Annotated in this window: 14 protein-coding genes; 7 read left to right on the top strand and 7 right to left on the bottom strand. The window is 45.2% G+C overall.

From position 1 onward, the window contains the following. The first annotated feature begins 127 nt into the window (after window positions 1-127). From rplY to OCV37_RS06935, 3 genes are all read left to right on the top strand, one after another. Window positions 128-406, top strand: coding sequence for a 50S ribosomal protein L25 (rplY, locus tag OCV37_RS06945; RefSeq protein WP_038178387.1), 279 nt, complete (start codon window positions 128-130; stop codon window positions 404-406). Window positions 407-875: 469 nt separating this feature from the next. Further along, a complete protein-coding gene (locus OCV37_RS06940) occupies window positions 876-1,022 on the top strand; it encodes a hypothetical protein (RefSeq protein ID WP_157634858.1) in 147 nt (48 codons plus the stop codon). A gap of 235 nt (window positions 1,023-1,257) precedes the next feature. Next, window positions 1,258-1,479, top strand: coding sequence for a hypothetical protein (locus OCV37_RS06935; RefSeq protein ID WP_038178386.1), 222 nt, complete (start codon window positions 1,258-1,260; stop codon window positions 1,477-1,479). Between the two features lie 45 nt (window positions 1,480-1,524). Here the strand turns inward: OCV37_RS06935 and OCV37_RS06930 are convergent, their stop codons facing one another. Beyond that, window positions 1,525-1,776 (bottom strand): DUF1289 domain-containing protein, encoded by a 252-nt coding sequence (locus tag OCV37_RS06930; protein WP_038178385.1) that lies wholly within the window; start codon window positions 1,774-1,776, stop codon window positions 1,525-1,527. 292 nt (window positions 1,777-2,068) lie between these two features. Between OCV37_RS06930 and OCV37_RS06925 the strand changes: the two genes are divergently transcribed. Then, window positions 2,069-2,515 (top strand): META domain-containing protein, encoded by a 447-nt coding sequence (locus OCV37_RS06925; protein ID WP_051680295.1) that lies wholly within the window; start codon window positions 2,069-2,071, stop codon window positions 2,513-2,515. 46 nt (window positions 2,516-2,561) lie between these two features. Here the strand turns inward: OCV37_RS06925 and OCV37_RS06920 are convergent, their stop codons facing one another. The 3 genes from OCV37_RS06920 to OCV37_RS06910 all read right to left on the bottom strand — a co-directional run bounded on the left by OCV37_RS06920 (window position 2,562) and on the right by OCV37_RS06910 (window position 5,666). Further along, the gene (locus tag OCV37_RS06920) at window positions 2,562-3,497 is read right to left on the bottom strand and encodes a class I SAM-dependent methyltransferase (protein WP_038178449.1); all 936 of its coding nucleotides are present in this window, start codon (window positions 3,495-3,497) and stop codon (window positions 2,562-2,564) included. A gap of 7 nt (window positions 3,498-3,504) precedes the next feature. Further along, window positions 3,505-4,206, bottom strand: coding sequence for a TIGR01621 family pseudouridine synthase (locus OCV37_RS06915; protein WP_038178384.1), 702 nt, complete (start codon window positions 4,204-4,206; stop codon window positions 3,505-3,507). Window positions 4,207-4,322: 116 nt separating this feature from the next. Then, the gene (locus OCV37_RS06910) at window positions 4,323-5,666 is read right to left on the bottom strand and encodes a sodium-dependent transporter (RefSeq protein WP_038178383.1); all 1,344 of its coding nucleotides are present in this window, start codon (window positions 5,664-5,666) and stop codon (window positions 4,323-4,325) included. A 684-nt stretch (window positions 5,667-6,350) separates the two neighbouring features. Here OCV37_RS06910 and OCV37_RS06905 point away from each other — a divergent pair. From OCV37_RS06905 to OCV37_RS06895, 3 genes are all read left to right on the top strand, one after another. Beyond that, window positions 6,351-8,519: a methyl-accepting chemotaxis protein gene (locus OCV37_RS06905; protein ID WP_038178382.1), complete on the top strand. Its 2,169-nt coding sequence runs from the start codon at window positions 6,351-6,353 to the stop codon at window positions 8,517-8,519. Window positions 8,520-8,693: 174 nt separating this feature from the next. Beyond that, the gene (cls, locus tag OCV37_RS06900) at window positions 8,694-10,148 is read left to right on the top strand and encodes a cardiolipin synthase (RefSeq protein ID WP_038178381.1); all 1,455 of its coding nucleotides are present in this window, start codon (window positions 8,694-8,696) and stop codon (window positions 10,146-10,148) included. Window positions 10,149-10,249: 101 nt separating this feature from the next. Continuing rightward, window positions 10,250-11,449: a cystathionine beta-lyase gene (locus OCV37_RS06895; protein ID WP_038178380.1), complete on the top strand. Its 1,200-nt coding sequence runs from the start codon at window positions 10,250-10,252 to the stop codon at window positions 11,447-11,449. 105 nt (window positions 11,450-11,554) lie between these two features. Here OCV37_RS06895 and pspC read toward each other — a convergent pair whose 3' ends face one another. From pspC to pspA, 3 genes are read right to left on the bottom strand one after another with little or no spacing between them, the layout of a single operon-like run. Next, window positions 11,555-11,947 (bottom strand): envelope stress response membrane protein PspC, encoded by a 393-nt coding sequence (pspC, locus tag OCV37_RS06890; protein ID WP_038178379.1) that lies wholly within the window; start codon window positions 11,945-11,947, stop codon window positions 11,555-11,557. Further along, on the bottom strand, window positions 11,934-12,173 hold the full coding sequence (gene pspB, locus OCV37_RS06885; RefSeq protein WP_038178378.1) for an envelope stress response membrane protein PspB: 240 nt from the start codon (window positions 12,171-12,173) through the stop codon (window positions 11,934-11,936). The genes pspC and pspB overlap by 14 nt, the downstream gene beginning before the upstream one ends. Window positions 12,174-12,182: 9 nt before the next feature. Next, window positions 12,183-12,857: a phage shock protein PspA gene (gene pspA, locus OCV37_RS06880; protein ID WP_038178377.1), complete on the bottom strand. Its 675-nt coding sequence runs from the start codon at window positions 12,855-12,857 to the stop codon at window positions 12,183-12,185. Window positions 12,858-12,990: the final 133 nt, after the last annotated feature.

The raw sequence follows: 12,990 nt of genomic DNA, 5'->3' as shown, positions 1-12,990 counted from the left end.
TTGCCCATAAAGACAGAGAATGGTAGTATCCGCGCTCGTTTCATTATCTGTATGAAACGGACTTTGTCTGGCAAGGTCGCATTGCCAGACTGAACCAAACCATTTACTAAATTTGAGAGTAAATAATATGAAATTTGAAGCAGTCGTACGTACTGAACTAGGTAAAGGTGCGAGCCGCCGCCTACGTCATGCTGGTCAATTCCCAGCTATCGTTTACGGTGGTGATGCAGCCCCTGTATCTATCGCACTAAACCATGATGATGTCATCAACCAAATGGACAAGCCTGAATTCTACGAAGCCATCACTCTTGTGATCGACGGCGCAGAAGTTAAGGTGAAACCACAAGATGTTCAACGTCATGTGTTCAAGCCAAAAGTAACACACATGGATTTCATCCGTATCTAATTCTTTTAAGAGTTAGCCGGAATAATCCAGCTCCTTTTGCATAACAGATAATCGGCCTTACCAACCGTGACATCTAAAATTCAGAAACCCCGATGGCTACCAAACATCGGGGTTTCGCCTTTTTATTCATCCCATTCACGCGAAACCGTGATCGCGAGTAAACAGCCTGTTATGAAACGTTTAAAAGCTGTTCACAAAATTGTAACTTACCTCTCGATTTGAATGTTTTTTGTGCAAAACTTCTCGGAGACGGGTCGCTCATCTCTTATACTCGCAGCGAGTAATCAAATACAACATACCAACACAGGCACAACGTATACATAAGACATAATAATAATGGCGTGATGAATCGCTAAAACAGAACATAGTTCCGATTCATTCAGCTTCAGGTCTCTAACAACGGTAAGTTCGGCTAACGATGAGCAATGCTCCCGTTAGCCTTTTTATTTTGATATTGAGGGATTTGAAGATGAATAGTGAAACACAAGCGCAAAAACAAATTATCGCGGGCCTTAAAACCATCGGGGATAATTTCCTGAAAACCACCAAACACCTGCGTAAGGTTGAGAAAAACTGTCGCGATGCCGCGACAAAATTTGAGCAAATGAGTCGTTAATTTAACCAGACATCACTCACCCTATCCGCGCTAAACCACTTCCCGGAGAGATAGTCCAATGGCTATCTCTTTTTTTATCTGCTTTTACAAATCGATGAACTTATGTATTTAAATTCATATCACTTTAATTATTTTTTGCCCAAGATCAAAAATGACCGAGAACTCACACAGTGCGTGTTGACGTAGCCAGACAAAGTGGCTATTTTTTGTACAACACACATACACAGGAGGTCATATGAAACATTCAAGTTCAACCTATCGACTCAAAATGATTAAGGAGGTCGCTCAAAAACAACACCATCACTCTGATGATCCGATGGCAAACTACATCCATCACCTACTCCACGAAAAACCGCTACATGAAAGAAAAGCAGACAGTCACCGTCACTTTACCGGCAATCATTTTGATGAGCGAGTTGGCGGCTGGGTCAGTGATCGCTGGCACATCAACAAGTAATTAACGGTCTGACAAACAACACACCTATTGATCGAAAAATATCATTCAAAACAGATCTCGCTGTGGGTTTTCCGAGCTGTGTTTGTCTATACCACCAACCGCTTGTTTTTTGCCCATTTTGCGGCGATAACGCATTTTGCATAATTGAATGACATGGATCTTCTCAGCCGAACTCATCTTCAGCCAGCGAAGACGTTCGTCTCGGTTTCTCATACAGCCCCGGCAATAACCTTTTTCATCCACTTCACATACACGGATACAAGGGCTGGGAATATCAAAAAATTCGAGTTGTTCCATGTCTTATGATCCAAAGTCTGATGCGATATCATCGTTGTGTTCAATATAGTACTCATCTGGAACGTATTTTCGTTCCGTTATTGCGCCGCGGTGATTGAAATATCAAAATCCTTCTTTACAATCCTGTGGGGAGTTGATTTACTTCGCCAAATTCTATTTGTATATCATGACAAGTCTTAGAAGCTCTGCAATCAAGGTTACCGGATATATTCTCTGAGTATCCAGACTGAGGGTGGATCGATATGCAAAAAGAATAACAACGTCACAATTTTAACAATTAAAGGTTAGTTATATGAAGCTTAGTTCAAAGGCTATTGTCACCACAGCAACATTCACAGCTTTCGTGGCTGGCTTGGCAGGATGCGCGAGTAAAGATAAACCGATTCAATTGTCTGAACTGCAAACACCTCAGTGGCATCTGGTTGAGTTGGATGGTAAAGCTTTGGAACGTCCGAAAGGGAAAAAAGCCCCATCACTGCATGTTGATGAAAAAATGACCGCAACGGGTCTGGCAGGTTGTAATGATTACGTGGGTGAAGCAGAAATCGACGTAGATGATCATGAGTTCAGAATCACGCATATGAATTCAACGATGAAATTGTGCCTGAAAAATGAAATGGCACTCAATAACACCATTATCTCAACGCTTTCTGAGTGGACTCGCATCGACATTGACAAAAACCGACTGACCCTGCAAGGTGAAAAGCATACTCTGGTTTTTCAGGCTCAGAACCCGTAATAGCAGGCTCCCGGTGGGAGACATACCACCGGGAGCCTGATGCGGCTTATGAATGAAATACCAGAGCTTTCAAGCCTGACTCTGGCTCAATATCAGCAAATTCAGGCGGATTGTCTAAACGATGACTGAATGTCAGTGCCGGCGCTTCTTCACGCATACTCTGAATCAAGAAATCACTCGGCACCATCGGCGCATTCACACAAGCCAGTACCTGCCCGTCTTCCGCTAACCAATCACTCAAACGCCTTAAAATTTTGCGATAATCTCTCGTCAGAGCGAAGCTGCCTTTCTGAAAGGTCGGCGGGTCAATCACAATGAGATCATACGGGCCATATTTTTTAATTTTTCCCCATGATTTCAATAAGTCATGAGCCAGAAAATAGACGGAACTAACATCATGTTGATTAAGCAGATGATTATCCCGACCCTTTGCCAGTGATGATTTAGCCATATCAAGATTCACGACCTGAGTGGCACCACCGGCAACCGCAGCCACAGAAAAACCACAGGTATAGGCAAACAAGTTCAACACCCGCTTACCTGCTGCTTGCTCTCTCACCCACTGTCGCCCATAACGCATATCGAGGAACAGACCACAATTCTGATTGCGTCCAATATCCAGTTGGTACTTTAGGCCATCTTCAATGGCGATCGGATGTGATACCAAACTCCCCCACAGCACTTCAGCGGGCGTACCTTGCGCATAACGATGCTGGATAATGATGCTTTTTCCTTCACATTGTTGCCAGCAGTGATGTTGGGTCAGGTCGTGTAATCCTTGACGTAAACACCGGATGAAATGTTCATCGGGTCGTTTAAAAAGGCTCACCACCAGTTGCTGGCCTAACCAGTCTGCCGTCAGTTGCTCCAGACCCGGCCAGCGTCGCCCCCGGCCATGAAACAAACGTCTGATTTCACATAAATCAGGCTTAAGTTGCTGCTCAAGGTGTTGAAAAAAAGCTATTAATTGATTGCTATCCATCATAAATTCAAGGTTTTCGTTTCATTTTAGGCCAATCGAGTAACCATGGCTCAGACCACATCTCAATACCGCGGATAATCGCAGGCTCCCGCCACTTCTCACCCATAACATCTTCCTGTCGCGGATCACAGATAAACCGATGCCATTCACCGGCATACGGAAATGCCAAAGCATAGGCATGCAAATAACCCCGATCAATGTCATGGCTATGGTGATAAATGGGATCACCAACAATCGCAGACCCAATCGACTTCAGTGCGACCCGGATTTGGTGGGTTTTTCCCGTTAAGGGGCGACAAAGAAACAGCCGCTCTCCCTGTTCACCGGCTGTTGAAAAAAATTGCGTGACCGCCGGATTGGTCTGCGCAGTGGTCAGCATCCATCCGGAACGACGAGAACGAACCATATCACCACAAATCATCCCCTGCTTCTTTTTCGGTTTTTTACTGCCAATCGCCAGATAGTATTTCTCAACCATCCGCTCAGCAAAACACGTCGATAACTCCCGGGCAGCGTCAGCAGAACGAGCCAACAACAATAGCCCGGACGTCATCTTGTCCAGTCGATGGACCAGATAAAGCGGCGCACCGCCCAGTTGGCGACTGACCTCATGCACGAGCATGGTATCTCCATCGTCTTTATGGACCGAAACACCGGGATATTTGTGAATTAATACAAAATCAGAATGAACAAATAAGATACGGAACACGGTCTCCTCCACGTCAGGCGGTGGAGTATAGAGGGAAAGTGAGAGAAACAAAACCGCCACTTATAAAAACACCTTCCCGGGGGAAGGTGTTTTGACGAAAAATCTCAACCGGACCATCAGATTAATGGGTAAACAAACACCATGATAATCGCAACCGGACAAATGAAACGGACATACCACGGCCAGATCTTCCAAAAGAATCCTTGTTCGATCTCCGGATAACCTTGTTTAATTTCATTAAGCAGTTTATTACGATGCCAAATCCATCCAACCACAATCGCCCAAGCAACACCAAGCAATGGTTGCATATAAACGGTCGTAACATCAGCAACCAAACCAAAAAGCTGATCAAAATTGAAGCAGATGACAACGCTTATCAACAGAATGAATCCGCCGATCAGCCAGGTCGCTTTAGAACGCTGCCATCCGAGTTCATCCTGAGCACAGGAAACCGGCACCTCAAGCATCGAAATTGACGACGTCAGCGCCGCAATCACCATTAACACGAAAAAGCCGAATCCGAGTAAGACCCCGATATTGCCCATCGTCTCAAACATTGCGGGTAATACTTTAAACACCAAATCACCGGAGCTTTTCAATGCACCGCTTTCCGTGAAAATATCAACACCATTGGTTTTAGCAACATACATGGCCGGTAAAATCAACAACCCGGCAAAGAAAGCAACCCCGGTATCAATCGAAGCCACTTGCGCTGCAATCTTGGGAAGATTGACATCTTTTTTCAGATACGAACCGTAAACCATCATCGAACCACAGCCCAACGACAGCGAAAAGAAGGCTTGCCCCATAGCATCGACAAACAGTCCGCCGCGAAGCTGAGACAGATCCGGGACTAAATACATCTTCAGTCCTTCCATCGCCCCGTCCTGAGTGAGGATATAGAGAATCATCACCCCGAATAACACGAATAACAGCGGCATCAGTCGTGTTGACCAGCGCTCAATCCCATCGGCAACCCCCCGCAGCACCACCAAAATGGTTAACAGCGAGAAAATAACGGTAAAAACCAAATTCCGCGAAACGCCAAAATCTACCAGCCAATGCGAGACTTGATGAAATCCAGCCAAATCAATAGCCGGAGCGATGGCATAACTCACCAGCCACCCGGCAAGAATGGAATAGAAGCTCAGAATGAATGATGCGGTTACAATCGCAATCAATCCGAACCCACCGGCTAGGGCACGGTTTTTGTTCCAGATCGACTTTAAGGAGGAAATGGGATTAGCCTGCCCGTGACGCCCGATCGTCAGTTCAGCCACCAGCATCGGAAATGCCAGCAAAAAGACCATGACCAGATAGATCACTAAAAAAGCAGCACCTCCGTTACTGGCTGCTTTGGTGGGAAATCCCCAGACATTCCCCAGACCGACCGCTGAACCGGCAGCAGCCATAATAAAGCCAAGTTTCGAAGAAAAATGACCTCTTGTATTACTTGCCATATTTTTATACCAATTTTATGCAATGTTGTGTTTACCCTGAAGAGCATCAGACAGGTGTAAAATAAAGTGTACACTCAATCAAAATTCTACTGATTCTCAAAGCGTGGCAAGTAAAACAGTTTGTCCTTAAAATTGGAAGGCCCAGCGGTCTTATTTATTGATAGTGTCCTATTTTATCGAGTTATATGCCGCTTTTTTAACCAGACACCTCATGATTTATCCTTCTTTTAACCAATAAACCACAAGAACATCTTTCAAAATCCCTGACTCTCTCTTCATCTTGTTCTTTTTTCACACGTGACAGCGTCTCTTTACTCATTTGTTCTATAAATCATAAAATAGAGGTCAATCACAATTAATTATCATCAAAATTTATAAATTCCGAGAACATTCACCTATCATTAGAAGGAACCTGAAGGTTTGAACCACACCCGTCGGCTAGACAAAAATCGATTTATCATTCATACAATAAATGTAATCAATTTAATCACGATCAGGCTATATTTTGTCCATTTCTGTTCGATTTAATGAAGTATGCATCTTATTCGATGTATGACATCAGGCCTAAAGTGCAAAAAATATAGAAAACATTGACTGTTTCAATAGGCCAATGAAGCGCTGGTGTCATCCCCCGGAGATATCATGCATTGGTTAAATCGAATCATTGTGTAGGAAAATAATTTTATGACATTTAAGTCGATTCAGACCAAAATCGCACTCGCAGCTGGTATTTGTTTGTTTATCACTTCCGGTATTTTAGTTGGCTATGGTGTTTATTCTTCTTCAGCAACGCAGCAACTTGTTTCCCGCCAAGTGTCAACAATTGTCAAGCAGACAACCATCAGCAAAGTCGAAGCAACCGCATCAACTTATGCTCAGTCTATCAGCAGACGTCTTGAGAAAGGCCTTAATGCCGCCCGGACACTGGCTGAAGTTGCTTCTGCGGCAAAAACCTACCAAATCACGCATCAGACCGAGCAACTGACCCGAAAATCATTTAATGATATGCTCGTCGAGATTCTCAAAAATAATCCTGACCTCAATGGTACATACAGCTGCTGGGCCCCCAATGCTTTTGACGGCCAAGATAATCTGTACGCTAACGGACTGAACGGTAACAATAAAAAAACCGGACGTTATACCCCCTATTGGACACGTGATGAGTCCGGCAAAATCGATGTGCAACCCTTGGTTGAATATGATTCAACAGAAGCACATCCGAATGGTGTCATTAAAGGCGCTTGGTATCAGGTTCCGGAACAAACCTTGCGTGAAACCGTCACCGCTCCCTTACCTTATGTTGTTCAAGGTAAAAATGTCTGGCTTGCAACACTATCCGCCCCCATCATGGTTAATGGTCAATTCCAGGGTGTAGTCGGTACCGACTATCACCTTGATTTTGTTCAACAACTCAGCCAAGAAATCTCAGCTCAGCTTTATAATGGCCAATCACAGGTTTCAATTCTGACCGATACCGGACTCGTCATTGCTGACAGCCAAAAGCCCGCATTCATCGGCAAATCTGTCCGTGATTTATTTGGTAATGAGAGTGATGAGGTCATGAAGGTCATTCAGCAGAAACAAGCGTTTACTCAGGCCAGTGACCAAGAAGAGCTCATCAAAATATATGTGCCGATTTCATTAGGAAATAGTGGCGTGACTTGGTTCATTCTGGTGCGTGTTGACCGGGATTTAGTGCTGGAGAATGTCAATCAGTTGTCACAACAGTTGATGACAAACAATCAGCAGAACATGACTTGGCAAATCATCATTGGTTTGGGTATTACAATGCTGGCAATCGGAGTCTTGTTCCTGATGGCGAAAACGCTAGCGCGTCCGATTTTAGCAGCAGTCAATATGTCGAAATCAATTGCCAGCGGTCAATTCCATCACCGGCTGAACTATCATGCAGCGGATGAAGTTGGGCAGTTATCGAATGCGCTGGACAATATGGCTGACAGCTTACAAAAACAGGTCTCCGTTGCTGAGCAGATTTCCCGGGGGGATCTCAACCTCACGGTAGAACTCGCTTCGGATCAAGATCAGCTTGGTCATGCCTTAAGCCAAATGGTCGATGACTTAAATACCTTGGTCAGTCAGATCAATCACCGCTCACATGTCATTACCCAAAACGCAGATACTATCTCTGAACTGAGTCAGGATTTAGCCAACGGTGCCACGCACTCCTCTTCTTCAATTACGGAAATCAGTGCCACAATTGCGCAGATTGCGGCACAAATTAAAGAAAGCTCAACCCACGCAGAGCAAGCACGAACCTTATCACAACAAACACTCCGCTCCGCAGAAGATGGCAATGAACTGATGACTGAATTACGCAATGCAATGCGCGACATCGAATCCTCAGGTCATGATATCAATCAGATCATTCAATCGATTGAAGAAATTGCCGAACAAACTAACTTACTGGCACTCAATGCCGCCATCGAAGCGGCCCGGGCCGGAGAGCAAGGACGCGGTTTTGCAGTGGTCGCCGATGAAGTGAGACAACTGGCCGCCCGCAGTGCCAAAGCGGTCCAGCAAACGGCATCGCTTATCGAAACATCATCGCAGAGAACTCAGCGCGGCATTGTGCTTTCCGAGCAGACTGCAGAAGCCTTAAATCAGATAGTACGTAGTATTAGCGAAGCCTCTACTTTAGTGAATGAAATCGCTCAAGCCTCAACAGAACAGGCAACAGGGGCAGAACAAATTAATCTGGGAATCCATCAGATTGATGAAGTCACCCATCAAAATACCTCCAATTCAGATCAGTGTGCGCGTTCGGCACAAGAACTCACAGAGCAATCTGAACAACTGAATCGTTTGATTCAACAATTTAAACTCAGAGGCTAGCGCTGCAAAGACCCGACGCTTCAAGTGTCAAAGCACACGAGAATGTGCTGCCAATACCTTCGCTCCCTGCTTCCATCAATTGTAACAATTGATGGAAGCCCATCAATCTTGCTTCCCTAAACGATACTTTCACTTTAATATCCCTGAAGATATAAAGCAGATATGCAACGGTATATGGATAAAATTTATCACATCCTCACTTTAGTCAGCATTGGTATCTATTGGTTACTGGTCGCGCTGGTGACATTCCGGATTGTCTTTAAAAAGAGAGCCGTCAGTGTTTCTCTGGCTTGGCTGATGGTGATCTATATTCTGCCCATTCTTGGCGTGTTCTGCTATTTCCTGTTCGGCGAACTAAACCTGGGAAGAAAAAGGGCTGAACGAGCAAAAGCGATGTCCCCTTCTTTCGGTGAATGGTTTACGCAACTGAATCACTGTCAGGCGCACATTACAGAAAATATGGGCGCACATATCTATAAAATCGATGAACTTTGTAATCATCGTATGGGGATTCCGGCGCTCAGCGGTAACACACTGGCTCTCCAGCGCGATCCAAAAGTTATTCTGAATTCGATTATTACCGATATTGAACAAGCACAGCGTTCGATCCGCATGGTTTTCTATATCTGGCATGTTGGCGGCTTGGCAGATGCTGTCGCCTCAAGTCTCATACAGGCAGTGAAACGAGGTGTTAACGTCAAAATACTGCTTGATTCTGCGGGCAGCCATCGCTTTATCAAAAGTCATTGGTATCAGATGATGACCGATGCCGGCATCCAAATCGTTCAGGCACTCGAAGTCCGGCCGTGGCGTATTTTTTTACATCGTCTCGATCTCCGCCAACACCGAAAAATTATTGTGATTGACGACATGGTGGCTTACACCGGTTCAATGAATCTGGTGGATCCAGCGTTTTTCAAACAAGACTCCGGTGTCGGTCAGTGGATTGATATTATGGTGCGCCTCACCGGGCCGACGGTGAATGTACTGGCAGCGATCCATTGCTGGGACTGGGAGTTTGAAACAGGTGTCAGAGAGTTTCCGCAGATTCCTCAGTGCCGCATCGATGCGGGGTTACCTCGCCATCCGATTCAGGTTGTCCCCTCCGGCCCGGGCATGCCCGAATACTTGATTTCTCAGGCATTGATCCTCGCGATTCATCAGTCGAATCAGTCGATTCGAATCACGACCCCTTATTTCGTACCCAGCTCTGAGCTGCTTTCTGCACTGAAAACTGCAGCACAACGAGGCATTAAAATTGACCTCATTATCCCTCACAAAAATGACTCAACGATGGTCAAATGGGCATCTCGCTCTTTTTACGGCGAGTTGCTCGACATCGGTATCGCCATCTATGAGTTTTATGGGGGCCTGCTCCACACCAAATCCGTTGTTATCGACCAACAATTTTGTCTGGTCGGCACCGTCAACATGGATATGCGAAGTCTATGGTTAAATTTTGAAGTCACGCTGGCCGTTGATGATATTGAATTTACCCAAAAACTATCTCAATTGCAGGATGAATATATCCAGCAGTCTTATCCCGTGACAGATGAGAATTGGCAAAACCGCCCTCATTACAACCGTCTGTTAGAACGGATTTTCTATCTTTTTAACCCGTTATTATGACTTTTTTCATGCTCAGGGTTGAAATCTACATCTCTCCCATGTTTTAAATAAACACTGAATTTTAAATAAACAAACACTGAATCTGCCTGAAAGGACTTTGCATGTCAGAAGGAAAAAAAACCAAGTATGTGGCCACAGGGCGCAATAAGGAGTGGACGCAAGGCGCGGTCAATCCGCCAATACAACGAGCCTCTTCGATTATTTTTGATTCCGTCTCAGACAAAAATCATGCGATCCTCAATCGGGCCAACAAAACCTTATTTTATGGTCGCCGCGGCACCAATACACATTTCGCTTTCCAAGAAGCCATGACCGATATCGAAGGCGGCGTCGGATGCGCTCTGTATCCTTGCGGTACAGCGGCCATTACCAATGCGATACTGTCGTTTGTCGCCACGGGAGACCATATCCTGATGGTCGATACCTGTTATGAGCCAACCCGAAACTTCTGCGATGTCATACTCAAAAAAATGGGGATTGAGACCACCTATTACGATCCGATGATCGGGGCTGATATCGAATCACTTATTCAACCAAATACCAAGGTTCTGTTTACTGAGTCTCCCGGCTCAGTCACGATGGAAGTTCAGGACATCCCGACACTTTCCCGGATTGCTCATGCACACGATATCATCGTGATTCTCGATAACACTTGGGGTGCAGGGGTGAATTTTTCACCTTTCGAGCATGGTGTCGATATTTCGGTACAAGCGGCAACCAAATATATTGTCGGTCACTCGGATGTCATGCTGGGGACGGCGGTCGCCAATGAAAAATGCTGGGCTCAACTACGGGAACAAAGCTACTTAATGGGGCAATGTGTCTCCCCTGACGATGCTTATATGGGTTTGCGCGGCATCCGGACACTGGATGTCAGATTGAAACAACATGCTGAAAACAGTTTAAGAATCGCGCGCTGGCTGGCAGAACGCCCGGAAGTTGATCATGTACGCCATCCGGCTCTGGAAACCTGTCCGGGACATGCGTATTTCCAACGCGATTTTACCGGCGGCAACGGGCTGTTCTCGTTTGTCCTGAAAACCAGTCATCCGCGAGCAACGACCGCTTTGCTCGATAACATGCAACATTTCAGTATGGGGTATTCATGGGGTGGGTTTGAAAGTCTCATTCTTGCCAATGAACCGAAAAGTTTCAATGCATTACGCACGGTTGCTCATCCCCACTTTACGGGAACCCTGATTCGGCTTCATATCGGCCTCGAAGATACCGATGATTTAATTGCCGATCTGGAAGCAGGATTCGAACGTTATCAGGCAGCACTCGGCAGTCTCTCTGACTGACCCGATCAATATGCTCGTAGATAGCACGCTCCGGTGCTTGAAATATTCAACACCGGAGACTCTCTGAACTGATGGCTATTCTGGTCTCAGGCAACCATTGATCGATTATAAATCTCGGAATGCCTTATTAACTTTGAATGCATCCGATGTTACGTAAGCCTCAATCTGACAGACTTTCGCTTCAACCTTATCAAACTCCTGCGCTAAATTATTGATTAGCTGATGCGCTGAAGCACCTTGCTTCCATGGCTGACGTTTCAGTTTATGTTCACGCTGCATCTGCACGGTCTGCTCATAATCTTCCGGTTGTTTTTCCAACATGAGACTGAGCGCAATGTACGTCAGAATGACCAGAAATCCACCGCCTAATAATGTTGCCGACAGGACAATGATTCTGACTAACCAGGCTTCCAGTTCAAAGTAATTCGCCAGCCCGGCACACACACCTGATATTTTGCCATGCCGAGGATCCCGGTACAGAGATTTATGCGCCGTCATAATGTGACCTCCAGTTCGGCGTCTCATCATCCAAGATGGTTTCTAACGTATGAATACGCTGTTTCAGCGCATCGGCTTTCGCTGATAAAGCCGCCAATTGTTCATAGTCGTCCTGACTCAGTCCCCCCTCCGAACGTTTTTTACTTCGATAGTGCAGAATGAGCCATAAAGGGGCCACCACCACCATAAAGACGATGAGTGGCACAGAAACAAGCATCACTAACATAGTTATTCCTTATTCTGACTGATTTTTTTTCAGTGCCTGTTTTAACTTCGCCAGCTCACTGTCAATTTCATCCTGTGCCTGAAGATCGGCAAACTCTTGTTCCAACGTTTTGCCATTGCCGGTTTGATCGTAAATATCCGCTTCAGCTTCAAGCTCATCAACACGTCTTGAAAACTGATCAAACTTTGCCATCGTTTCTTCAGTGCGGTTGTGGTGTAAATGCTTTTGAACATCGCGACGCTTACCTGCCGTCTGAGCCCGAATCATCATTGCTTTCTGCTTGGCTCTGGTTTCAGTAATTTTAGTTTCTAACTTGGTGATTTCATCGGCCAGTTTATCCATGGTCTCTTCAACCAGCGTGAACTCGGTTTTTAAACCTTTCACCATGTCCTGCAATTTTTGTTTTTCAATCAGTGCAGCTCGTGCCAGATCTTCTCGCTCTTTCGTCAGTGCCAGAGACGCTTTTTGTGTCCATTCTTCAATCTGACTCTCAAGTGATTCGATTTTTCTCAACAACTCTTTTTTATCTGCCAGCACTTTGGCTGAATGGCTACGGACCTCAACCAAGGTGTCTTCCATCTCCTGAATAATCAGACGAATCATTTTTTCAGGGTCTTCTGCTTTATCAAGTAATGCACTGATATTAGAATTTACAATATCTGCAAATCGGGAAAAAATGCCCATGTGATGTTCCTCTTCATTGATATGATCGGTGGATATGATATGCCTGTTAAGAGTATTCAAAACCTGTGCCATATTTAAAAAACGATAAAAATCAAAGCATTAATGTTTTATCGGGTCATCCCTCTCAATGAGG

Source organism: Vibrio rhizosphaerae, assembly GCF_024347095.1.
Classification (GTDB): Bacteria; Pseudomonadota; Gammaproteobacteria; order Enterobacterales; family Vibrionaceae; genus Vibrio; species Vibrio rhizosphaerae.
Note: the sequence above shows the minus strand (reverse complement) of the source record. Positions and strands in the feature narration are given on the sequence as shown.